A 24,470-nucleotide genomic window follows, 5' to 3' on the forward strand; every position below is an offset into this window, starting at 1 on the left:
GTCATCTGGACTCGTTCGGTTCAACAAAATGCTTGAGATAGTTGTGGCGATATTCCAACGCTCGGGCAAACTCTTCACCAGAGGCTGATAAATCAGTAAACGTGCTTATTCTTTCCAGCAATGTCGCTATCTGCTGTCGATCACAGCAACCGGCCAAGGCAATGGCATCGGCTTTTGAAACGTTGCGCGATGCAGCAGTGCCGGGCCATTCACTGGCAACCCTATGCAGAACCAGATGCCGGTTGGCATTCAGGCTTGGCAAGAATTGTCGTAGCAACATCAGTCGCTGCTCATCAGACAACTTGAGAGGCTCGAGAAGATCTGCCACCTCGTTCGGCTCTAACGGGCTCAGCAGAGGCTCAAGCGCTTGATACAAGGAATTGACAGTGTCATGCTTTGCCAGGCGTTTGAGCAACAGCGCCAGAGTGCCAGCATGCGGATACAAGGAGGCTGCCTGCTGCCAACCCGCCACGATGGTATCCGCCCAGTCTGGATCAATGGTCAGTGAAAACGGATCATCATGCTCTAGTAGTGATGACCAAGCTTGAAGTGGAATCGCAGCAATCATCTGCGTCGCCCAAAATGCTTTGGCGCCTGTACCCGTGGGCGGTTTCTCACGAATCCCGTCTTCGAGCCATTGTGAATCAAAGTGATCTGGCGGATTGAAGAGCAGCTGTGTACGGCCCAGCAATTTGCTTTTCACCGTCAGCAAGGAGAGCGCTCGCTGCTCAGCTCGCACTCGAAAATCCGAACCGGGTATCTGCATCAGGGCTTTGGTTGCAAACCGGCGAGTGGCTTGACGGCGATCTTTCAAGGCACGTTGCTGCAACCAGTCTTCGTGTGCCGCATGCGGGTAATCTGCGACCAGCTCAGCAAAGCTTTCGCGCATGTCAGGTGAGTCCCCTGGCCAGGATTGCCCGATTGACTCGGCTGCCTGCTGCGGATCAAGCTTGAGTTGCTGCTCTAACCAGGCACGACGCTGACTAGGGGTACCCGTCTGCCACCACGCCCCATCCACCTGCATGTCCGCGTGTGAATCCAGCCAGGCCCATGTCTCGGACTGTGCGGCCAGCCAACGACCTCGAGACCCGACAATATCGGCAACAGCGAGGCGCATATTGACATTGGCACGGCCGAATTCCAGCATGGCCGGCAACAACCTGGGGGTGACGATATATCCACCGGCACGAGCAACATTAATCCATTCAATCAGCAACTGAGAAAATGGTCCTCGCATCAGATCCCAGGCTGCACGTGCAGCCGCCACCGGTATATAGGGTTGAGTCTCTGCCTGACAGGCTGATGGCAGTTCAACTGATGTCGCACGCCTACCCGCCCGCAAAGCCATGTCTTCCAATGCGGCGGCTTGCAACAAGGCAGCCGAGCGATCCGGCTGCTCGGCCAAAGCCTTCCAGGTGGCTTCCAACTGTGCATGCGGCGCTATCGAAAAGTCGTCGCAACGTTGTGTTCCAAGCAGTGCAGCTTTCAACAAAACGGACTGGCTCATTAAAATTGTTCTCGTAATGCAAACCAGGTCCCTTGATCATCAGCAGCATGCAAACGAATAACATGGCCATCCCACTCGCCCGCCAGCATGATTGCCTGACCACCTGAGATAGCCGTTACCATGAGCTGCTCTTCACGGGAGGCTTGCCAAGGCAGAGCCTGCGCCTCGTCATCCACCAGCATAAGCCTGCCACCGTCCATCACCGGTTGCACCTGGATCAGGCAGGGGAACCGGGTTTGCCAGGGGTTTGCTGCCAATGAGACCGATACCCGATGCAATAATTGCCTGATCGATTCGGCCGGCGCCGTAAGCTTTGTGTCCATGGCCACCTGTGCCGACTCATTGACCGCAATGGCTCGCTCAAGACCTGCCCCCGGGTAGAACGCCAGCTCGGTACTGACAAGACTGCCAACCGGCCAGAGTGAGACAGGTGCCGATCCGGGTGTACCGAATGACAACATCAAGGCCCACTGCTGATGGTTTCTACCGTAAAGCCAGTTTGAGAAAACAGTTAGCTTGTCAGCATGGGTGATGGTGCGATAAGCAACAAACCAGTCGTCCTGTAGACAGTGCCCCTTGAGTATGTCTTCTTTGGCGAGCTGCCAGCCTATACGCTGCTCAACCTCTGCCCGCAAGTCATCTGATAAGGATTCACGTTGCCGGTAACCATGTAGTAACAGGTAAAGCGAACCCATCTCATGTAAAAGACGTTGCTCCCAGTTCGTGCTGGCATGGGCAATTTCATCGAAGCGACGAACATGGCTGGCCAGACCCGGCGCCTGACAATCAACCAGTCGACGTGCCACATCATCCCAGATTGCGCCATCACTCAGACTGGCTTGCCCCAGGCCCTGACTCATCAGATCGAGCAGGAAACTACTTAGAAGATCAATACCTTCATCTATTCTTGCCCCACGCTTCTGTCGGCTGCGCGCTGCGGTTTCTTCGTTCTTGGGTTTGGCAGTGCTCTTCTTTTTCTCGGCTTTTTCCTTTCGCTCGGTGCGCGACTCCAACCAATCCCTGGCCCAATCGGGCATATCACCGGTCGTCAGTTTTGATAGATCCTCTGCAGCAATAAACATGAGACCCAAGGCATGCTTGCAAGGGAACTTGCGACTGGGGCAACTACATTTACTGGCAAAGTCAGCGACAGACACTTGGGTCTTGTACGGGTTCTTGCCAGAGCCCTTTGCCAAGCCCCACAACATGGTTTCGTTATGGCCAAGATCAGTCCACTTACTGGCAACCGCCAGCGCCTTGCCAGCTTTGAAGGAGGCAGCATCAGGCGCGAGCGCCGTTACTTGATCGGGTGAAATCATCTGAACTGGTTCAATAACTGTTGCCGAGCCGAGCCATATGAGGCAGCCTCAAACAGGAGTCATCGCCGATCATTTCAGTTTTCTTCACGCGTCCAGCTCCGCATAGGCAAGATAAAGGCTAACGGAAATGCCTGACCACGACAAGAGGTTTCCAATCATAGTCCCTTGAGCTTGCGACAAGGGCGAGTCTGCCAACTCTACCTTGCCTGCATCAGCTTTCTGACTTTTCCAAGCTGACGAACAATAAACTCATCGCTTGTCGCACGATGTCCAAAATCCCTGGCATTGCCCATGATCAGGGCCATCCACCAGATATGACGAATGACCACAAAGGTATCAATCAAAGAAAAATCCTCGTCGCCAATTTCGCGCTCAGAACGATACCCGTCCAGAAATGATGACCAGAGCTCACTTTGATTATCATCTCCGAAAATACCCCATTTGAAAGTCGCCAGTTCAAACACGCGAAAGCCAAAACCACAACAATCAAAATCAAAGTGCGTCAGCAAGCCTTCGCTTTCATGAACGTTGCAACCATGACAGTCACCATGGCAGAAGCCGACATCCAGACTCTCTATCGCAACGCTATTCACCGCCCGTCGAAGTTCGTTCGCCGTCTCCTCAAGATAAGTCAGATCGTCCTTTTTGTTGTTTAGAAAAGGCTTGATGATGTTCAGTGATTCATCCAGAAGATAATCGACTTCAAGCCTGGAACGTACATGCTCAGTCTCAAACCCATCGGAAAGATGATGCAGCTCAGCAACGGACGCCCCGAACAGTCGCCCGTTTTCCACATCATCATAATCCGGCTCTGAGCCCAGTGCGTGCGTTGTCACAACCGCATATCGCAAGCCTTCTGGCAAATAGACTTGTGAGACATACTCACCGTTGCGCCTGGCAATCGGACGAGCCACTTTCGCGCCACGCTTGCTCAGATAATTCAAAGCCGCGATTTCGAAGTCTATATCTTCTCTGGAACGCAGGCCGTGCCGGTAGAGGCGCAAAGAATAGATATCATCCGTGCAACAGACTCTGTACGTATCATTTATTCCACGCTGCCAGAATCGACATGTCTGTGGATCTTCTATCAGATACTCAGGGACCAGCCTGGATAGGAGCTCACTTTCGCTGGCTGTAGAATAACTAGCTGCAATTTCCATATTCGTCGACCATCGCTGTCAGGCAACTTCGGGGAAAATCACTGTAGCACCGTGCAACAGATTCCCCTATGACAAACTGGATCGATGAAAGGCACGTTTCGTGGAACAACCATCGACTGCAACCTCAATTGCCTGTTGATTCCCCGCAAAAAACTGTCGGGTTCAAGCCAATCGATTCAGACCTTTCTTGCTCTATCTCAATAATCAGCTGCGACATTCGCGTTAACTTTATTGTTACTTGATGCACATACGAGGAAAGCAGATATGTTCGAGAAAATCGTTGTAGGCATTGACGGCTCACCACAGTCTGAACACGCTTTGCGCATGGCATGTGATCTTGCTCAGAAGTACAGTTCTGAACTACATCTTGTACATACACCGCAACCACAAACAGTTGCCTTTGCAATGGGAGCAGTAGCGGGTTATCACGCGGCCATGGCGATGCCCTCTTTAGAGGAAGTCGAGGTAGCTTGCGAAAAGATAGTGAGTTCAGCCAAAGCCATTGCAGAGGAGTGTAATCAGAAAATCACTCAAACTCATACAGAACCTGGTGACCCTGCTGACCATATAATCGCCTGCGCAGAAAGTTGTGGCGCGGATCTGATCATCACGGGTCGCCGTGGGTTAGGCAGTATCGGCTCCCTTCTTCAGGGCAGCACCTCTCAACGGGTCAACCATCTGGCGAAATGCGCTTGCCTGTCGGTTGTTGAATAACCGTCAACACGCCGGAAAGTTTACCGCGATGCCACCCAGCGAGGTCTCTTTGTACTTGTGATTCATATCCAGACCTGTCTGGCGCATCGTCTCGATACAATTGTCCAGTGGCATGAAATGACTGCCATCTCCCCGTAGTGCCAGGGAGGCTGCAGAAACGGCCTTGACCGCCCCCAGCGCGTTGCGCTCTATACACGGTACCTGAACAAGGCCACCGGCCGGATCACAGGTCATGCCCAGATGATGTTCCAGTGCAATTTCAGCTGCATTCTCGATTTGTTCGTTGCTACCACCCAGCGCCGCACAGAGCCCGGCTGCAGCCATGGCAGAAGCTGACCCGACTTCACCCTGACAACCGACTTCGGCACCCGAGATGGATGCGTTGTGTTTGATCAGCCCTCCGATAGCTGCGGCGGTCAACAAGCAAACGATGACACCCTCGTCGTTAGCACCCACGCAATGGTCACGGTAATAACGCATGACAGCCGGCACAACACCGGCAGCACCGTTGGTTGGGGAGGTGACGACTCGCCCGCCGGCCGCGTTTTCCTCGTTCACGGCCATGGCATAGACAGCTAACCAGTCAGTCTCTGCATGCGGCTGCACCATGTTTTTGCCGCGTTCCGCCAGCAACTGCTGATGAATGGCACGCGCGCGGCGCTTGACGCCGAGACCACCGGGCAAAACGCCTTCCATCTGCAAGCCACGGTCAATACAGCCGTTCATGGCCTGACAAAGCGTGTCGAGTCGTTCGCTGAGTTTTTCACTACCCGAATGTGCAATCTCATTGGCCCGTTTCATTTCGGCAATGCGCAGCCCGGACTCCTTGCCCATGCGCAGCATCTCCTTGGCCGATCCGAACGGATAGGGATACCCCTGCTCCTCCTTCACCGCTTGCAGATCAGGACTACCACCCTTCAGTGAATCAGACAGTTCCGCATGCGTGACAACAAAGCCGCCACCTATCGAATAGAACGTTTCTGTCATCACCAGTGCCCCGCCGGCATCCAGGGCTTTGAACACCAGTCCATTGGCATGCCCCGGCAAGGCAGGTCCGTAGTCAAAGACAAGATCGGTAGCCGGATCAAAATCAAGATCATCCATGCCATCGACTGATATACGCCGGCTCTGCCGCACCTCGTTTTCCAGTCGCTCGGCGTCGTCCGGATCCAGGGTATCGGGCAGCAGACCTGTCAGACCGAGAATCACCGCCCTGTCTGTTGCATGACCTTTACCTGTAAAGGCCAGTGAGCCGTGCAAGGTCACTTCAATACGGGCAGGTTTGAGGGGCACAAGGTTCGGATCTTCTACCGATGCGTTCACCAGCTCGCGCAGGGCATCCATAAACCGCACAGCACCGGTCATGGGCCCCATCGTATGGGAGCTTGAAGGTCCGATGCCGATTTTGAAAATATCGAAAACGCTTAGAAACATATTTGCCCATGCCCGTTGTTGAAGTAGAGATCAGCACTTCAGAGTGCTCTTGTAACACAGGAGGCAGCCTCCCGGTGTTGGTTCGGCCCCGAAAGAATCAAACAGATTAGGGAAGCCATGGATGAGACATTAGTCTCCTCGATTTTCAAAGAGGGTGATGCAGCCCTCTCCCGCCAATTGACCAGAAAACAATTTCCTTATTATTTGTATCGAAGCTATTCCCTACCCCTTGCCTTGGCCAGTGCAATCTCCTCAGCCGATGGGGGTGTCGGCGGCTCCCAATTCCAATCCATATTGAATTCAACGTAGTCAGGCTGATCGAGAGCGTCATGCTTATCCCATGCAAATCGACCGGGCTGATTCGGGGGTATTTTCAATGCCGCCTGCGACATGAGCTCGGTCAGTGACTCAGCAATCAAGTGACGCTCGAAATCAGGCCCGACCTGGATGATTTGCCCAATGTGTCCACCGCTGGGAGGCGCTGTATCAACAGCGTAACCGTTGCCCTCGTCTGCTGAGGCGAACGCAAACCATGCAGGCCTCCAGTCGACAGCGGCAATGGGGTCTTCTGGTCGCAAGCCCCACGGCTCGAACGTACCCTCCTCCTCGAATATCGCGAGCCGCTCCTGGTGCTCGGCAAGCGCTTCCTGCAGCGACAGAAATCGAAAATGGCCAAACATGGCAGCCAAATTCTTGCCTGCATGAAATTGCGCCTGGGCCACTGGCGCCTCCCAAGGATTAATCTGCCCATCTGCAATGCGATAAAGCGCTTTTAGATCCGCTGGCAGATCGAACCCGAGGCGGCTCTCAACAGCCAGGATGTCTGCCTCTGATGCTCCCGGGTACAGTAACGCTTTCAGATCAACACCGATCTGATCATGGAATGAAATCCATGCTGCCAGTGCCTTGGTCAGATTATCCATAGTTTTCACAAAACTGGTTTCTATTGCGTGTAACAACATCAGCCCCCACTACGTCCAACCCGGAGTAGCGTGGCGATGGGTAATCAGGCAACAGGATACAGACTGCGACGGCAAAAAGCCTACGTTCAAGCTACCGGTATTCGCAGCCTGCACGTGACTGCCCGGTTCAGTCCCCTGGGCGAGACCAACGCCGCTATAGGATAGATATTATCTCCAAGCAGCACGTGATGGCCAAGAACTGGCACCTACCCATCAAGTGACTCCTGCAAGGGGAGCAGATCCTGAAAGGCTTCATAGATACTGGTGGTAATTGTCAATTTTGTTACTTAATCTTTGCGCCAGAAAGGAGCTTGCGCCCCCCAGTTGCTCCAGTATGAACTGTGCTTCAGCTTGATATGCAGCTGCTTTTTCCTTATCCCAATGTCTTGGAGGTGGTTGTAGATTGGTAATTCGATCGCACAACTTCACCATCCATACCTCTTTTGGTTGACGCCTGATCCTGCTAACACTGTCTTGCATTTGAGCTGATTTTGACGGCAACTCAAAATTTTTGGTCAGCGACAGAACCCCATCAGCAACTTCATGGCCAAATCTCATTTGAATGTCTTTGTATGTTGCCGAGGTGTCTTCGATTGAATCATGCAACAGTGCACACAAAACAAGAATATCCGGATGGTCTATACCCCCATTGGCGACTGCTGCGGCAGCCTCCATTGCTACCAGACCCAGATGATTTATATAGGGAATGCTACTTCCTGGCAGCTGTTGCGCACTATGAATTTGCGACGCAAAGTTCCATGCTTCCACATATTTTTCTTGATCCCATATATTCATATGTTCTACCTTTTACGCCTGAAAGCCATACTCACCTGCAATGCGATAACGTAACAAGATCAACAACCCCAGGCTGAATCATATTTTCTATCCACTATTCATGGTTGCTAATTTCAGCCTCCAGCACCTCAGCAAGCTCTTCGGGTTCAATACACCAGAATGTCCAGTTGTGATCAGGAAATATCGCAACTCTGACTGAGTCGTCTTTAAAGAGCGGCAACCAGTATTCAAGTAGTTCGTCGAGAGAAATTTCTGTTGCGGTGTAGCCTTGGAAGTTATTGTCCGCGATGTCTTGTGCATACTTTGGATGTGGCCATAGTGGAAAATATTCGAAACCCTCCGGGGCTTCTGGGACTAACCATCCTTCGTCATTTTTAACACCCCAAAGTTGCTGCCACTCTGCAACCTTACCAATGAAGTACTTGAATCTATCGTTGCTTTCCAGTGCAACAACAGACTCATACTCTTGTTCATCTATCGTGTACATGCCGCTCACTCCGTATCAGTATAAAACCCGACCCCATCTCTCGCCTCGCATGCTTGGCAAGAAAGAATGCCTTCATTCTCTCATTCTACTGAGTCTTGAGTATTCTGCCGACCTTGTCCTCCAATTCACTGACCAGCTCTTGATCCATATATTTATATTCGTCGGGGATATCCAGAATATGTATGGCTTTGTGATCAAGCATTCTCGTGAACTTGGCAGTCAGAATATTCTTGTGCTTTTTCTCCATAACGAAAACGATATCGGCCCAGCGGATATCCTCAGCACTGACCGTTCTTTTTGCACTTGGACTTGTACCGGCAGACCTTGCGTTGTAACCAGCTTCCCTCCTCCAGGTTTCTTCAGCGGTTGGGCTTCTCCACTTGTTACGGCTGCAGATGAACAGCAAATTCATGTTTTTAGTCATTTTTATCCGATTAATGAGTGCTTTGCGCGATGGTCCAACAACTCATCGCTCTCCCCCTGCGTTTCCAAACAGCTATCACACACCCAACATTAAGCATCAACAAATAGCTACCAAGCTCTACAACAGATCTGCGCGCATCGCCTACCTCCACAACCATACTGTCGAACAAGCCTCGAATACGTCGCTCCAGCATCCAAGGTTAGGATGCCACCGGCCGGTTGTCATACGCTCCCTGCAGATCTCGACAACGGGGTTCTGGTACAAGCCGTCGCCCTGTCGGAAAGCTGATATCAGCGGCAACACCGTGAGCACGGTTTCGCTAATGGAAGATTCACTACGCGTCACTGACAAAAACCTGTATGAGGCCAAGAGCACGGGGCGCAACAAGGTTGTTTTAGCTGCCGCCTAGCAGCTACACTTCCTGCGGTATCATTTGATACCTCTGTGTCAAGACGTCAGCTTTATCCACCAACATGTCGATGATCATCGACCGCCTGAACTAATCGTTCTCAGCCTCACACATGCTGATTACACAAGGGCTTGCGACCAGGGTATGCGTTACAAGTCAGCAAATTCACAATAGAACTGCGCTTTGATATCGTCATAGTTGTTGAGTTCGTAATCGGCAAATACCACACCGTTTCTGGTGGTTTTCACCCGCCATTTAGAGCTCCTTAGGGCATTCGCTCTTGTATAACTGGTGGTAGTTGTCGGTACTTGCGTAGAGATATCCGTTCGCTTGCTTGTTATAGAGCCGTAGCTAACGTTGCAGAATCCATCAACGTCTGGCGTACTGCCTATAACGCTGTATTCCACCTCTGTCTCTCCCGGTAAACAGCAAGGACTCGTATTGGTATTAGTGAAATTCCCTGACTGACCATAGTCTCGCTCACTGTAGCGCAGCGTCTCTGACGTGAATGTCGCTGTGGTGTTGTCCTCAGGAAATGTCACGCGTGAAAACTGGCCGTCCCAAATGACAGCATCATCTATTACCGCACGGGTTGCGGAGCCTTCGGATTTGACATCACTTGATAGATTTCCACCCGAGGAAATGTGTCGATACTCACCGTTTCCAGAAATATCAATATCGACGACTACCGATCGTGAAGCACCTCCATCACCTTCACTATCTCTTGGTACTTCTACTATGCGTTCTGTCCAGGGGCGTTCTGCCGGCACCGCTATCTCATAACTTGCGGTAACCCCTCGCAATGCTCTGAGCACATCGTTCTCCTGCCAGCTAACTCCTACTGGAGTAACGCCACTATCAGCAATCAGCGGATCAGTTCCAAGTTGGAGTTCTGTGATGTTATCAGTACCGTCGTTATCATAGTCAAGCAAGGTAAATTCAACTCGCCCAATAACCGCTTCTTGACTGGCCATACTGGTTTTTGGTATCCAACGTTGCCTTGATCCAGCCAGCGCAAGGTCACCAAAACGATCGAAGAAAATCACATGCGCATTACGACCTATGTTTGGCAAATTCATTGTTGCAGACCATAACTGTCCAGACACATAATCGGCTGCCACCGACTGCTCGCCTGAATAGACCACCACGATCAGCTCGTTTGATAGATACGCTGGCACAGTAATATCAAATGTGACCGCTACGGTCTCAGGGATTGTTTCAACGTCAGCGGATTCACCGCCTGATTCGGCATCAAAAACATCCTCACCATCTACAGGCGACTCATCAGTTTGTGTCTCATCAGTTTGTGTTTCCACAGACTCGTTAACAGGTACAGAGCCATTCGTGATTGAAGAATCAGAACCCGACTGACCGCTACAGGCACCCAGCAACATCGCTATAGCAACGCAACTGATACGTAATATGAGATGTACGGCAGTGCGTGGGCTAACGTTAAACATAGGCAAAGCCTTGATCAAAGAATCTTCAATCTTTCAGTGTACTGTTCTGCATTGGCTTGTTCAGGCCCGAACCAAGCATTTGGTCATATTACCGGGAGCGATTGAGCTGAAAGCGAGAACACTATCGCAGTTACGTCATCGCATGTGAATAGCAGTTTCTCATCATTTGATCGAAGAGCTTACTTTTGCCATGAAGCATTCCCCTGAAAACTATGTTTATCTGGGCCTGTGAAATCTACTGCAAGTTCAGCGATTATTCTTTTGAAAAACACGCTGCCACTACTTACCTCCTCGATACCTTCAGGATCATGGGACCAAAGCTCAACTAGATCATCTTCGGTGTGAGTGGCATGCAAAAAGTAGAAATTTCCACAACCATCTCCAATGCCAAAATCGAAGTATTCCAGCTCCCATTCAGGTTCTGCATCGAACAGCTTTTCTCTAAGTATTTTGTTTCCTTTTAGTATGCTTTCTGTGCTGTCGTATATTCCGTAGCTCGCCAATTGATAGTTTTCTGTATTGACAGATTCTATGAAATTACGATATACGTTTGGAACTACCAAACCTAGCTCCTTTTCTATGGCTTCAAAGTCAATATTTATCATAGTCATTAATATTTCAGGAATTCAGGTAAGCGGTTTTATTGCTGCCTCAGCAGTTCCCGGCCAACTCTCACTGTAAATAAAGAAAGAGCTAATACCGGCGCTTACTTGCAATAGAGTTTTCATGACCGGAGCGCCAGCGCAGAGGGAACATGCCAACCCCATATAGACACCTATTTAGTCGTTAATGTGCATTTGACCGATAGCCAACAACATATAGCGTGATACAAAACAAGTAAAAACAGCCCTGCAAGCACACTCCAAATCGACTTGGAACGACGACAGGCATGGGAAATTTCACACCTGTCATCAAACAGATTAGATCATTGCAAATATACGAGCTGGGCCGCCTGTGCCGCCGCGATGCTTGGGTGCACCGATTACAAGGGTCGCGCCCGATGCAGGTACCTTATCGAGGTTCGCCAAGCATTCGATACCGAAACGCCCTGATGGCAGCCACGCGTAATGTGTTGCGAAATCAGGAGACATCCCATGATCCAATGACAGTGTGTCAACCGCAATTGACTGTGCGCCAGTTTCCAAAAGCATCGCGGCCGCCTCGGCATGGAAGCCCGGATAGTGCTGCACTTTGCCATCAAAATTACGGAAACCATCGGTGTCGACCTTGGGCCCCCAGCCAGAGTGCATTGCCACACATGCACCATCAGGGATGTCGCCGTTGACTGCAATCCATGCGGCAATATCATCTGGCGTGACCTGTGTGTCGGCATCCTTGGATGCGCGGGCGGCAATATCAATGACACAAAGTGGTGCGATCAGGGAAGAGACAGGGATTTCATCAACGGATGCGCCATCAGCGGAAAAGTGAAGCGGCGCATCGACATGCGTGCCCGTGTGCTCGTTCACTGTGAACTGCTGGAGATTGAATGAATGTTCGGCGTAGTTGAAGATTTGCTCACGTGAGAACTGGCTTTCACCAAAGAACGTTGGAAAATCTTCGTGCAAGGTATGGGTCATGTCTTCAACCGTACCGTGGCCAGCAGCCATGGCAGGCGTCCCGATGGCGGCTCCCGCAACGGTGGCTGCCGCCCCCACAGCGCCAGTCTTCAAGAAACTGCGACGCGACAGCATCTTGTTCTTCACAGAATTTATTACGCAAATATCACACATGCTTGTGCTCTCTCTGTTGCCTAGTTAACTTCAAACTCTGGATCGACCGGAACTTGCAGGGCCGTCACCAGATGATTGGTTGACGCGGCAAGAGCCACGATCTGCATCAGCTCACCATGTTCGGCGTCGCTCATGCCTTTGGCCTTGGCGGCGGCGGTGTGGGAATGCACGCAATAGCTGCATCCATTGGCCACAGATACCGCGATATAAATCATCTCGCGAGTTTTGGGATCAAGCGCGCCGGGCACGGCCATCAGGGACTTGACGTTCTCCCATGTGCGTTTCAATCCTGGCGGATCAGCGGCCAAGGCGCGCCAAATATTGTTGATAAAGTCTGATCCACGGGTTTCTCGGATGTCGGCAAAAACCGCTTTGACGATAGGGTCAGCGTCTGCCTCAACGTCGGTCATCAGATGTGTTGTCGCCATTACGCGCGCTCCTCTGCATGAACCCAACCCCGATAAAGACTGCGCGCTTTCCTTGCAATCGCTCCAGCCGGAATATCGCAACCTTCGATCCCGATAACGGGTACGACCTTTAAGATATTTCCGCTTGAGAAAATCTCGTCTACTTCGTGGAAGTCATCTGCTGTCAGACTGCTCCCATGCGCCGAGATACCCGTCTCACAGATCAGACCGGTGGCAAACTGCCGTGTGGTCCCATTAAAAAATGTACCGTTGGGCTCAGAGGTGAAAACCTGATCGCCGCACCAATCGGTCCAAATGTTCTTCCCACTCATACACTGAGCACTCCTCTGTTTTATTCTATGGGATCAAGATCAACGAACCACCGCCTGTCATGCTCTCTAGGGTGTCATGTGCTTTTGCCGCATCTTTCAAAGGAATTGGCGTTTGTATCCCCGCATTTAGAACACCCGATTGGAACTTGTCGAAAACACGCGCTGCCATTGCCTGATACTGCACAGGATCACGCAGGTAGTGGAACAAAATGGGCCGTGACACAGTCAACGATTTTGCCGCTAGTGTCGCAATCGCCAGTGGAGCAACAGGGCCTGAGGATTGACCAAAATTAACCAGATGTCCGCACATTTTGAGCACCTCCAGCGAGCCTGCAAAGGTGTCCGCCCCCACGGAATCGTAGACGACATCAACGCCGGCACCACTGGTGATATCAGAAACGGCATCCTGAAACGCGACCGTGCGGTAGAGGATCGTATGGGGGCAACCATTTTCCTGGGCGATCTGTGCCTTCTCGCTTGAGCCGACCGTACCGATCACCGTCGCTCCAAGACTGGCCAGCACCTGACACAGCATTTTGCCGACGCCACCCGCTGCAGCATGGACGAGCACGGTCATCCCGGCCTCGATCTGGCAGACTTGATCGGTCAACATTTCGACTGTCATGGCACGTAACAGATTGGACGCCACCACCTCGTCAGTGACTCCGTCAGGAAGTGGCATCGCCAATGAGGCAGGCAGCATGCGGTGCGATGCGTAGGCACCATAGCTGCCTGTCACATAAGCAATGCGATCACCCATCTGAAACCCACTCACATCAGCGCCCACGGATTCAATCACACCCGTCGCTTCACAGCCTGGAATGCCGGGCAAGCCCAGGGTTTTATACAGACCCGAACGCACATAAACGTCGTGATAATTCACCCCAATCGCAGTGTGACGCACACGCAAAGAACCGGGCTCTGGCGCTCCCAACTCGATCGGTTCCAGTTTCAGTACATCCGATCCGCCGTAGTCTCGGATGATGATCGCTTCGGTCAAAAGGTGGCTCCTTGTTTATTCTAAAGCTTCGCGTCTAGCGCTCTCGTGAGTGACATTCACTATAGATTAAACTACGTTGAGAATTAATGTAAGCCCTTGATATATGCCATGCATTTTGACTATCTAGTGGCCAAGCTCACTGATGACATGGGTAGGGCCTGACCCGCGCGGCGCTCGATCCGTGCAACACGGATGCAAACTGAAGGCTGAGATTACTCGCTATCTAATGGTCGTTACTTTCACAGCGTGCCAATCAAGTTTCGTGCGATAGCGCTGTTAGGATCAAGTAATGCTTGTAGAACGCTAGAGTGATTTGCAACCCGCCTGCGATGCAATCTACTGGCAGCAGCACCTCAACGGCCGTCATCAGCCAACTGCCAACCAATTGTGGCCGGCGCGCGTTCTGAGGTACTCATGGTTGCGTGCCGGCCGCAAGTGACAAGTCCATCGTTTTGTTAGCTGTACCATTAATGAACATTCGCCCCCCATATTTGCTTGTAGTCGAATTATATTCTAGATTATTTGTTCGCCCACAAGCCATGTCTAAGCAATTTTAATTTTATCGATCTATCTAAGTTGACATTTTTATTTGCTATTTATTCGACATCTCAAATATACAGAATGTTCTTCTTTATCTTTACCGCCCCCGTAAGCTTACTTAATCTTGACAAGATTGAAATAGTCGTCCTACGCTTTGTTATTTACTTTGACGCTAAAGGTGCCACGTACTAGTGCGATGACTATCAGAGCTGCGTAGGATCCTACGATTACCAAAACACCTTCCGCGGTAAAGCTAAATACAACTGCCAAAATAATTGACCCTATAACTAGGGTGCTGAAAAACTTCATCCAATTGATAGATTTAAATTTTTCTTTCAATTTTTCTAACAATGCAAAAACTACAAGTACAGCGATGAATCCAATTAGTAACTCCATTTAGGTATCGTCCTCATATTTATCTCATTCATAACTTTAGCATTCATTTTTTATTCCTGCCAAACCCCGTAATTTCCAAAGAAATAATTTTTCATGTCCCTTCAGCCTTAGAATGTTTTGCCTGAATAGAAATGTAAATGATAGGTACGGCTAACAATCACAATAAGGTGAGCTTGAGGCTGACGCGACGGAGCGGCAGCGCAGGAGTCGCAGGGTCAAGCTACAGCTTCATTGTCTGGTTAGGCCACATTTTTTTGCACGATCTCAGCCTCTTCTATGCCAGTACTTCCCCATCTGGTCTGAGCACGAGAAACCAATTCTTCAACTTGATTTCTTTCGTCGCGAAAGAACCCTGGAGTACACCTTGGACAAGATACTCTAGGTCTATCATATCGTGTTCGAATTTCGTGTATGTCTTCGTCGACATCGGTTTTGGCATTGAACCCTGATATCTCACACCTGCATCCAGAGCAAAGAGAAGTTTCGCTTGAACCCATCTATATAACGCCCAATGCGAGTCTATTGTATCCGCCCGAGGCCAAGGTGGTTTAGATTTTTCCGGCTGCCAGATAGCGTCATAAAGCAGTCGAATCACATCTTCGTCGCCAACTATTTTTGCTTCTATTTCTTTATGCTTCAGGCTGCGCTGCTCCGTGCTTCCCTCTTTTAGTTTTGGAAAGTTCACGTACAAATTTTCCATCCAGCCGCTCAGGAGCTTCACTTGCTCCGCGAAATATTTTTCCCATTCACCTAAGAGACGTGTCTCTGTATCGGTGAAGTCATAGGCCGACTGTTCCTTGAACTTTGGATTGAAAAAATACGGTGCATCCACTGAATAGTCTTCTAAAACGCCAAATGGCTCTTGAGTTTCAATCTCCGCGTGCAAGATATTGTCTATGTCAGTTATTACATCGAACGGATTTTCCATTTCTGGGATTTTCGCGAAACATCTCGATCGTCCAGGCTCAGATGTAGACATCAACTCATAGAACAATACGCTTGGCATGAGAAAGCGTCGTTTTTTGAGCATATCTCGAAACGGTATTGCGCCGGTTGCTTGCAGATAGCTCTTGTCCAGCACGATGGATTGACACATAGGTAGCTCTTCGATATCTCTTCTTGCCATCTAGAAGGTGGGCTTGTGGTCTAACAACAGCGCTGACGTGAGCTGGAAGCGTATGCGGGTTCTGGCGTAGCCAGGTTCCGTGGCCGGGTCCAGCTACAGGTCCAGCGTACTGTTATAATTCAATTTGCTTTCGCATGTACTCTGTGGTGAAGGCGGAGCACTAGGCAGGTCCAGCCAAGGCGGCTTCTTGAACGTAAATTTCGCATTCTTCACGCCGTAAGTTCGATCTAGACTGTCAGCGTAGAATGATGTTATGGCTAGACTAGACATATAGAAATTGAATATGTAATCGCTAGACATTTCGTCGCCTTGACAGTATCTGCGCTTAACAGCTTCCGATCCGGATATCATGTTTCCAAAATACTCATCAAGCGAAGTCGAGTCAAAATCGGAGGGAGCCAAATCCCGCAGTTTACGAACATCATGGGTCTTGGTATAGCCAATAGACCTCTGTTCCAAAAATAGCTTTATGCTTTTCTCCACTGCCATGTGAAGCTCCCATATCGATACAGATTGACCTTCGGTATTGTTGCTTAATATTAGACAGATTGCGGTACGTATGTGTCCAACAATGCTGCCAGCAAATTCATTCAGAGAAGGACTTTCGAGCTTAGCGGTCATCAACCCTAAGTTTAGTGTTCTAGTATTCAACACTATTGTTCTAATTTCTGTGTCTAGTTTGTCGTGACCCTCTGCAGGAATCATTGAGGTGTTTGGTGGTGACAAAAACCAATCAGTGAGTTTATCTTCTGGTCGAACTTCAACAGGGAAAACCATGTTTGAGGAGACACCTTCTTCCACTACTTCCGAAACCGTTATCGCCATCCGTAGTTCAAACGGCGTATGGTTTATGAATACGACACCCGGAAGCTCGTCCGTTGGCTGATTTAGTTGGTCCCCATAAAAATCTTCGTACCATTTTCGGACATGCCAGTAGACAATAGCGAACCATGGTTTTTCGTGATAGTCCTCTTTCGTATCGCCTCTGACCTCTACGATCACGTCGTCTACAAAATGCAGCGCTGCGCTTAAAACGCGACCACGAATCGGTTTCTGCTGTTTGGCTAAGTACGCGTCTATGAGTGGAATCCACTCGCGAACGTAGTCTCCAAATTTATCTTCGATCACTTAGTATCTATCCTTGAGTTATAACTGCTGCGTTAACTTGCATTTGATACAAGCTGACCAGAGCGTCAGCGTCGGGAGGTTTGTGTCAAATGACAGGTTCGACGCTTTGTTCGGTCAGTACTGAAGACTTACTTCTACTTGCGAGCTCCACTGCCTAACTTGTGACGGATTACTTTACCGTTTTGTCCAACCTGCTGTGGTTCGTAACGAGAATGTTGGCCACTTGAATTATTTGACTACATCTTAATTTTCAGGCTAGTCTTTGCTGCGGTCAATCACCTTAATCCTAATGATTGAGATAAAAGGCACATTCTCGGCAGGTTCTTCATGTCCATTTAAACTATTCGAAAATCTCAACATATCACCTTGCTCATCCATGGCTATAAACAGGGAACTATTAACTCTTTTCTGACCACCATAACCGTTCATTGTAACTCCCAAGTACCCTTTTTCTAAATCCGTAACTAATCGTGACCATTCGCAGGTTTTAGGGTCTACAACTGGTTTGCCAATTTCATTTGCAACAAGCATATTTAAAGTAGCTTCATCCAAACTAACACCAATTTTCATGTCTGCAGTTTTTTCGCTTTTAGTCCACGTCACATGAAAGGGAAATAAATGCGCTGACTTGCTTTCCCAAAACTTACTTTTTGGCATAAGTAAAAACTTAGCACAATCTGATAACCCCTCAGATAGTGTGCCACCTAAAACATATGATCCGATTTTTCTTGAAGAGTCACTAACTCCAGACTTTAACACCAGCTCCCTTTTTCTATCCAGCTTTTCAAATAGTGCTCGTTCCTTTTTAGTCGATGAACCACCATCAATTTTATTGAATTTTCGAGTGTTTTTCCCTTGAAGTAAAAGCGCCTTTTTGTTTATTACATTCTTATCGGCATCACACTCTTCAATGATGTACAGCAGATCAGCTAGCTCGCATTTCACACTTTTTGTCCTTGCGACTCCGTGCGCTTGTGGCGTCCCATCAATCCAAATAGAGCTTATTTCCAAAGAGTATTTCGTGCCAGTGAGTATTTTAATTCCTAGTGCTAACCGATGCAAGTTACATGCAGAGTGCAGATAACGCAAAGCCCATCGTTCTAGTGAACGACCTTTTTTTCCTTCGTAAATATAATGCCACAAATCCCAGTCAAATAAAAACACCAATAACTCCAATTTTTTGTAAGCCAGGCACCGCCAAAAACGAACCACGAAGGATATTTATTTATGCCAAAATATTATTGCTTTTCAGATTATATTTTAAGCAAACACCACCAATAGATGCTATTTATTGTGCTGACAAAATATTCCAAAAACACTTTTTTCACTTATCCTGAAGTTAAAGAGAAATCAGCTCCTCAATAAAATATTCGCTTTGCAGACCGAACACCAGCGCTAACCGGCATTTTACAAGGCGTAAGGTTGTGCGCGGAACGCGCGTTCTTTCGCCTTGTAAAATGACCGGTTCAGCGTATTGTCAGCATGATTTTCAATTTGCGGCGCGCATTATTTACACAGCAAAAACTTAAATTGCAGGTCTTATTCAGAACAGAAATACTGAAAAAGTATAGCTTCACAAGTTGCTAATTATTACCACTTGATTCATCTGTAGTAGATGTATGGTTCTCAAGCATTTCTAAAGCTGCTTTAAAGTAGTTTTCGATATACGATTGCAATTGATACCCACTGATTTTACCCATCAACTCTTGTCTTTTCTTTTCCAACAGATCAATGACACGTCCTAACCAATCTAACTCAGAAATCAATGACTCACAAAAATTTCTATATTCGTATCTTTTTTTAAGTGCAAAGCACACGCTGTCCTTCGCGTCAGGCGAGGCTTCTAAGAAGGAAGAAACAAAATCCTCAGGATTAATATGATTTAATATTGGCACTTCATAGTAGATATTCTCAGCATCATTGCTAAGCACTATCCTTCTATAAAACAAATTAGGGTCTGTAGCAATGAGACCAAGTAGCTCACGGCCAATATCAGGATATTTATCAACTATAGCTATCTCAGTTTGCTTTTCGATATACGCGATAAACGCTACAAATTCTTCAGAACCTCTCTCATGGAAACCAAGTCCACCCCATGATTCATTGATCCTAAACTGCGCATCAATAGAGCGATCCTTTGCTAACAGATCTCTATCTTTCAAATGATCAATATATAGCTGGGCTTCTAGCAATATTTCCTCTGGTTTCTTTTCATACATATTTGCCTTCGATAGCCAAAGAAATATTCCAACTATATGCTTAACAACACCTAGTTCCTCATACCTTCTTTCTTGATAATCATTGGCAACGAGTTCTAGTGCGACGCAAAACTCCTCGTCACTCAATGACATTGAATGCCACAACTTGCTCCATTCGGGTGTAGTTTCATTCCTGAAGTAGACTGATTTTTCGAGTGACTGTTGCATATTATCAGCTGAGCAATAACCACGATCGATAAAATCCACCCATATAGATTCCTCAAGAAGCAAATCAGAAAAATCTATGTTTCCATATTTTTTACTCATACGAGAAAAATTACTTTCTTTTTTCTCTTCTCCAGCTATTTTCATGATTCCAGATATGTATTCATCTCTAAGATCCATTACTTCAGCAGGCAACATTTTTCCACTTTTTATTTCAAATGATAAAGCAAGATATATTTTTAGTACGTGCAAAAGCAGACCGTCTTTTGCAGAAGCCTCTTCGCTAATAAATTCTGCAAGCCTTTCAAAATCCCAAAGCGCTTGCTTTAAATGTCGAAGATTCTCATAAGTCGAACTTTTGTATATATCAGATATCACATCTGTACTAGACTCATACAAATTTTTGATGCGCTCCTTCCGTATTTCGGAACAAAAATCCAACAATGCACCCTGCAAATCAGCTTTTATTTCAAATGTCTTTCCAATTAGTTTTTCTTTAGTCCTTTTATACGAATTTATGAGATTTTCATCATTATTCTGCTGCTCAAGAATCTCATCCTCATTTGCAACAATAATCACTCTGTAACCTTGATACTCTACGAAATGATTTATATACCCAAGGATTCGATCCAAACTCATAGATATTCTTTCGAGATCATCAAAAACAATCACAAAATTTTCAGTGTTTTTTAGATAATCAGGAAGATCAATTTCTGGAGTCTGCACTGAAACGCTACCGTCTGATTTTCCATCGCCATCAAGATCGACTTTCAAAGTCGCTTTCAACAGTCCTTTCGCGATTTTACCGACAAATGCCATGCTTTTTGAGGACAACAACGGATGTAATTGTTTAAAGAATTCATCTTCAATCTCTTCGAATGATGTCACACCGTACAGACTCACGTAGAGATGCTTTACTTGTTTTTCAGTTTGAGATTCGAGCATCTTGTTGATGAACCAAGTCTTTCCAGTGCCCCATTTTCCTTTCAATAAAACGGCATACCCCGGCTCCTTATGGTGCGAGAAATAGTAATTTAGGAACTCCTCAACATGTGAATTCGAATCGCTCATAAAACTTAGTTTTCATTGAACTTCAAGAATGCTAACAGCGACAATAAGGTGAACTTGAGACTGACGCGACGGAGCGGCAGCGCAGGCGTGGCAGGGTCAAGTTGAGAGCTCCTACGCTTTCGTTGACACCTGACAGTTAATAGATAATCTAAGCCGCTTGCTGCGCAGCAAATTCTCTTGGTGAAAGATAGTCTAGCGATGAATGTAAACGAACTTCGTTATAAAAATCAACGTAACTAGCGATAGCTCGTCGCAATGCCGCTTCGCTTCCAAAGTTTCGTCGATGATACATCTCTGATTTCATAGATTTGTTCCACGACTCCATGTGCGCATTGTCGGTCATGCGCTTCGGTCGATTAACGCTTTGAGTAATGCCAACGTTTTCAAGGTAACACTTAAACGAGCTTCCCAGATATTCTGATCCGCGATCACTATGGAATATCGGGTAGCAGGGTTCACCTCTGAATGATCTGGCTGCTGCCAGGGCTCGACGCGTTATTGAACAGGTGCGTCGCCGGCCAAGAGCCCAACCGAGCAGCTCACGTGTAAACCGATCCATCACTGTGGCTAAGTACCGGTTTTCACCATTAACGCGAACATAGGTAATATCTCCGACCCAGACCTGGTCGGGTGCTGTGATGTCAATTGACCTAACTGCATTGGATACGCTGACGTAATGCTTCTTTACACCTGGCATCGTTCGATGCAGTGTTGTTGCACACCCGACAAGCCCGTTTTCCCGCATCAGACGCTCGACACGACGCCGACCAATACCAGACTCGCCTTTACGCAGTAATTGTGCGTGTACACGCGGACTGCCGTATCGCTGTTTACTAGCGTCGTGCGTTTGTCGGATCTTAGCCAGCAAGCGCTCGTCCTCGACGTCACGTTTGCTGGGTGCTCTGTTTTTCCATGCGTAGTACCTGCCTCGAGTGACACCCAGACTCTTGCACATCGCGCTCACCGAGACTGACCCTTGCCCGGTGCTTTGTTCGTGCTCGATGAAGGCGAAGATGTCTCCCTTCGTGTCGAGGTGAACGCAACAGCTTTTTTTAACAGCCTGTGCTCGATTTTGAGGCGCTCGTACTGCCGTTTCACACGCCTGAGCTCTTTGAGCTCAGCCATCTCTTCCCTGTTCACCTCAATGCCCTCCGTATCGATAAGTCCTTCTCTGACTTCCTTTCTCCACCGAGAAAGCATAATTGGATGAATCACCAATGACTCGGCGACATCCATGACCGCAACGCCTTTTAGTTGGCTTAGCTTGACAGCTGTTGCCTTTAATTTATCACTATATATCTTCGGCCTACCCATATATCCTCTCTGACAGTTAGGTCAGAGTGTCAACTAAACCGTAGGAGTTCTAAACTTCGACTTCATCGTACCGTTCGGTTTCAATTTTAAGCATGTTAACTACTCGTCCACTTGGCTATCAGCTAGGCTTTGCTCAATTATTTGCCAGCTTCCCCTTCTTACCGGAAGCTCTCTTTTCATAACCATAGAATCTACATTATCAGATGAGAACTTTCCTGGCGCGGCTGTTTTCTTACCTTTAACCACTGCCTGCATTCGCTGACGAAGTTCTTCATTCTGCTTCGGTATTACTACACCTTCTATTGCAGACTCTCTCCACTGTGGAATTAAACGATCCCATATTTCTATAGCTGGATTATTTACAATTTGTGCGGGCGGCCTATGAGCAAAGGCAAATATTCCAAGTTTTTTAGTTTCTACGGGTAATTTGTTAAAATATTCGTTAATCTCTTTCAAACCATTCTTGACATCAATACCCCATGCAAACATTTGATCCTTTCTCAGAGCTCCCTCAGCAATAGTGCGATGCAACTTATCTGACGATACGAATGCATGGCAAAAAGGCAAATAATATAAATACGCTAAATCAACTTGATTTGATGCTCTCTGATCTGAAATCAATCCAGCTGCAAGCGCAATTCTGAAAAATAATTTTACGGTTCCTACATACGCACAATAAGGCGCATATTTGGATAATGGGGGATTATTCATCGTACGCCATATTTCCATAAATTCTCGAGCCGTTGCTCCATCAAGCCTCAACAGTGAGACTATTAGTCTTATCTGTTCATATTTATCACCGCCTGCTCGAAAGCCGTATTGTGCCTGACTCCATGCCTCGTCAATGTTTCGTGGTTTATTAGACTGGCCATACAAACTTCTCGATGCCTCGGCCAGTGAAGGAAGATCTACTGATTTCAATGCATCACGCCAATTTTTGGCTGATTCACGTTCAACTTGTTCGTATAATCCTTCTTTCCAACGAGTAAAAGCTTTCGCTTCAGGCGAAACGGGCACATAAACCCCATTACCGTCTTCATTTTTTACAAACTTGCCTTCAGCGATTATAATTTGTCCGGTTAGGGGAACTTTATGTCCTAATAATTCACTTTTGCAAAGTTGCTCGTGGTGAACATTTGGGGCACCTTGGATAGAAGGCGTTTTGGAAGCAATAATTGCGACTTCTCTCTCCGGACTTCTACCCTGCCGGGTTGATTTTTCTAAGTCAGCAAGAGTTTCTACAAAGAATAAAGGGCATACATTTGCAATAAAAAAATAATCAAACCATAGCGCCTCATCTTCCGAAAGCGATTGCAAAAATGATTTATCAAATAGAGTATTTGGTCCTGGCACAAGTCGTCTCTCATCTAATTCCAATAGATATATAATTTAGTCCGTCAATTCACAGTGAAGAGCATGAATTGAAAATTTCTCTTTCTGAAACCGAACACCGACGATAAGGTGAACTTGAGGCAGGCGCGACGGAGCGGCAGCGCAGGAGTGGCGGGGTCAAGTTGCAGCTTCATCGTTTTGTTCGATATCATTATTAAGCTGGCGCCATCCTTTCGACGAGCGAGTGGTATACATTTGCCAATCAATAGTGGGCCTCCTTGATTGTTCTCTATAAATAAAGTTCACCAAGTGGAGATAAAACTCCAAGAATATGTTTGAACTGTCTTCTGCTTCAGCTTTGCCAGCACTCTTGCCAGGTCGAATCATACCATTGCCCAGTACGCACAAAATATCTACGGCATCAGGCGCTGCATGTTCCAAGTTAGCGGCGGACAGTATTCTTTTAAATTCTTTATCTAGCCAATTTGTTTGTCCAATATTAGTTGAATAGCAAAAAACCACATACAAACACCTATGAGCACCGTCATTCGCTGGTGCGCCATCCATTCTTGCTGAAACAAACTTTCCTTTGTGTGGCCTTAATTTCTTTACTTTTTTAGCTGCTCGGTAGCATATTTTTAACTCATCCTGAGTCAGCACAGATTTTACTTCGATTACCGCCAATAAGCTCTCAGCGGGGACGAGGACGTTCTCAACGCCTGAACTGATTGGGGCAGCCATGCTTCTATCGTAAATAATAATATCTAGCTGACCGGTGCGATTTCCTAAACAATCAATAGCCTCGCCTTTAGAGACTGCGTATGTTTCAGGAAGGTGATCACTAAAGAAGTGCATTAGAGCAGCCGCGCGTTCGTCACCTCGAATTCCTGAATGATCAAAATCAGCTGATCGCTCTGACGATATCTCTAACTGGGCGCGAGCATCCTTCAAGACCTTTTGGAAAACCAAACTCGGGATTCTTGTGCCTCTGGGCATT

Annotated in this window: 24 protein-coding genes; 1 reads left to right on the forward strand and 23 read right to left on the reverse strand. The window is 47.7% G+C overall.

Annotated elements, in window-relative coordinates; translation table 11 throughout:
• Position 1: 1 nt before the first annotated feature.
• The 3 genes from IMCC3135_RS30290 to IMCC3135_RS30300 all read right to left on the reverse strand — a co-directional run bounded on the left by IMCC3135_RS30290 (position 2) and on the right by IMCC3135_RS30300 (position 3,986).
• Complete coding sequence (locus IMCC3135_RS30290) at positions 2–1,507, reverse strand: DUF5691 domain-containing protein (protein WP_088920984.1); 1,506 nt, start codon at positions 1,505–1,507, stop codon at positions 2–4.
• Positions 1,507–2,826, reverse strand: coding sequence for an SWIM zinc finger family protein (locus IMCC3135_RS30295; protein ID WP_088920985.1), 1,320 nt, complete (start codon positions 2,824–2,826; stop codon positions 1,507–1,509). Before IMCC3135_RS30295 ends, IMCC3135_RS30290 begins: the two co-directional genes overlap by 1 nt.
• 197 nt (positions 2,827–3,023) lie before the next feature.
• Positions 3,024–3,986, reverse strand: a complete 963-nt coding sequence (locus tag IMCC3135_RS30300) for a phosphotransferase enzyme family protein (RefSeq protein ID WP_088920986.1) — start codon at positions 3,984–3,986, stop codon at positions 3,024–3,026.
• 264 nt (positions 3,987–4,250) lie between these two features.
• Here IMCC3135_RS30300 and IMCC3135_RS30305 point away from each other — a divergent pair, with 264 nt between their 5' ends.
• Positions 4,251–4,700 carry a universal stress protein gene (locus tag IMCC3135_RS30305; protein ID WP_088920987.1) on the forward strand — a complete coding sequence of 150 codons (450 nt, stop codon included), beginning with the start codon at positions 4,251–4,253 and terminating at the stop codon, positions 4,698–4,700.
• A 3-nt stretch (positions 4,701–4,703) separates the two neighbouring features.
• On the opposite strand, the gene IMCC3135_RS30310 is transcribed toward IMCC3135_RS30305, so the two are convergent.
• The 20 genes from IMCC3135_RS30310 to IMCC3135_RS30405 all read right to left on the reverse strand — a co-directional run bounded on the left by IMCC3135_RS30310 (position 4,704) and on the right by IMCC3135_RS30405 (position 24,469).
• Positions 4,704–6,134: an L-serine ammonia-lyase gene (locus IMCC3135_RS30310; protein WP_088920988.1), complete on the reverse strand. Its 1,431-nt coding sequence runs from the start codon at positions 6,132–6,134 to the stop codon at positions 4,704–4,706.
• Positions 6,135–6,349: 215 nt separating this feature from the next.
• Entirely contained in the window at positions 6,350–7,057 is a 708-nt protein-coding gene (locus tag IMCC3135_RS30315) for an SMI1/KNR4 family protein (protein ID WP_157736373.1), read from the reverse strand.
• Positions 7,058–7,348: 291 nt separating this feature from the next.
• Positions 7,349–7,891: an HD domain-containing protein gene (locus IMCC3135_RS30320; protein ID WP_088920990.1), complete on the reverse strand. Its 543-nt coding sequence runs from the start codon at positions 7,889–7,891 to the stop codon at positions 7,349–7,351.
• A gap of 94 nt (positions 7,892–7,985) precedes the next feature.
• Positions 7,986–8,378 carry a DUF2750 domain-containing protein gene (locus IMCC3135_RS30325; RefSeq protein WP_088920991.1) on the reverse strand — a complete coding sequence of 131 codons (393 nt, stop codon included), beginning with the start codon at positions 8,376–8,378 and terminating at the stop codon, positions 7,986–7,988.
• Positions 8,379–8,463: 85 nt separating this feature from the next.
• A complete protein-coding gene (locus tag IMCC3135_RS30330) occupies positions 8,464–8,790 on the reverse strand; it encodes a low molecular weight protein tyrosine phosphatase family protein (protein ID WP_205737786.1) in 327 nt (108 codons plus the stop codon).
• A 570-nt stretch (positions 8,791–9,360) separates the two neighbouring features.
• A complete protein-coding gene (locus IMCC3135_RS30335; protein ID WP_157736374.1) occupies positions 9,361–10,671 on the reverse strand; it encodes a hypothetical protein in 1,311 nt (436 codons plus the stop codon).
• Between the two features lie 179 nt (positions 10,672–10,850).
• Positions 10,851–11,282 carry an SMI1/KNR4 family protein gene (locus tag IMCC3135_RS30340; RefSeq protein ID WP_088920994.1) on the reverse strand — a complete coding sequence of 144 codons (432 nt, stop codon included), beginning with the start codon at positions 11,280–11,282 and terminating at the stop codon, positions 10,851–10,853.
• Between the two features lie 309 nt (positions 11,283–11,591).
• Positions 11,592–12,404, reverse strand: a complete 813-nt coding sequence (locus IMCC3135_RS30345) for a cyclase family protein (protein ID WP_088920995.1) — start codon at positions 12,402–12,404, stop codon at positions 11,592–11,594.
• A 20-nt stretch (positions 12,405–12,424) separates the two neighbouring features.
• The gene (locus tag IMCC3135_RS30350) at positions 12,425–12,832 is read right to left on the reverse strand and encodes a carboxymuconolactone decarboxylase family protein (RefSeq protein ID WP_088920996.1); all 408 of its coding nucleotides are present in this window, start codon (positions 12,830–12,832) and stop codon (positions 12,425–12,427) included.
• Positions 12,832–13,143: an aminotransferase class IV gene (locus tag IMCC3135_RS30355; RefSeq protein WP_088920997.1), complete on the reverse strand. Its 312-nt coding sequence runs from the start codon at positions 13,141–13,143 to the stop codon at positions 12,832–12,834. The genes IMCC3135_RS30350 and IMCC3135_RS30355 overlap by 1 nt, the downstream gene beginning before the upstream one ends.
• 25 nt (positions 13,144–13,168) lie before the next feature.
• On the reverse strand, positions 13,169–14,143 hold the full coding sequence (locus tag IMCC3135_RS30360) for a quinone oxidoreductase family protein (RefSeq protein ID WP_088920998.1): 975 nt from the start codon (positions 14,141–14,143) through the stop codon (positions 13,169–13,171).
• Between the two features lie 687 nt (positions 14,144–14,830).
• Entirely contained in the window at positions 14,831–15,079 is a 249-nt protein-coding gene (locus IMCC3135_RS30365; RefSeq protein ID WP_088920999.1) for a hypothetical protein, read from the reverse strand.
• 274 nt (positions 15,080–15,353) lie between these two features.
• A complete protein-coding gene (locus IMCC3135_RS30370; protein WP_088921000.1) occupies positions 15,354–16,205 on the reverse strand; it encodes a hypothetical protein in 852 nt (283 codons plus the stop codon).
• A 93-nt stretch (positions 16,206–16,298) separates the two neighbouring features.
• Entirely contained in the window at positions 16,299–17,333 is a 1,035-nt protein-coding gene (locus tag IMCC3135_RS30375; RefSeq protein WP_088921001.1) for a HEPN domain-containing protein, read from the reverse strand.
• A 255-nt stretch (positions 17,334–17,588) separates the two neighbouring features.
• Complete coding sequence (locus IMCC3135_RS30380; RefSeq protein WP_157736375.1) at positions 17,589–18,497, reverse strand: hypothetical protein; 909 nt, start codon at positions 18,495–18,497, stop codon at positions 17,589–17,591.
• Positions 18,498–18,916: 419 nt separating this feature from the next.
• Positions 18,917–20,827, reverse strand: coding sequence for a P-loop NTPase fold protein (locus tag IMCC3135_RS30385; RefSeq protein WP_088921003.1), 1,911 nt, complete (start codon positions 20,825–20,827; stop codon positions 18,917–18,919).
• A 148-nt stretch (positions 20,828–20,975) separates the two neighbouring features.
• Positions 20,976–21,842, reverse strand: a complete 867-nt coding sequence (locus IMCC3135_RS30390) for an IS3 family transposase (protein ID WP_236994850.1) — start codon at positions 21,840–21,842, stop codon at positions 20,976–20,978.
• Positions 21,788–22,141 carry a transposase gene (locus IMCC3135_RS30395; protein WP_088921005.1) on the reverse strand — a complete coding sequence of 118 codons (354 nt, stop codon included), beginning with the start codon at positions 22,139–22,141 and terminating at the stop codon, positions 21,788–21,790. The genes IMCC3135_RS30390 and IMCC3135_RS30395 overlap by 55 nt, the downstream gene beginning before the upstream one ends.
• A 99-nt stretch (positions 22,142–22,240) precedes the next feature.
• Positions 22,241–23,494, reverse strand: coding sequence for a hypothetical protein (locus tag IMCC3135_RS30400; protein WP_157736377.1), 1,254 nt, complete (start codon positions 23,492–23,494; stop codon positions 22,241–22,243).
• 156 nt (positions 23,495–23,650) lie between these two features.
• Positions 23,651–24,469: a DUF6602 domain-containing protein gene (locus tag IMCC3135_RS30405; RefSeq protein ID WP_088921007.1), complete on the reverse strand. Its 819-nt coding sequence runs from the start codon at positions 24,467–24,469 to the stop codon at positions 23,651–23,653.
• Position 24,470 lies beyond the last annotated feature (1 nt).

Origin of the sequence: Granulosicoccus antarcticus IMCC3135, from assembly GCF_002215215.1 — a bacterium.
Taxonomy (GTDB): domain Bacteria; phylum Pseudomonadota; class Gammaproteobacteria; order Granulosicoccales; family Granulosicoccaceae; genus Granulosicoccus; species Granulosicoccus antarcticus.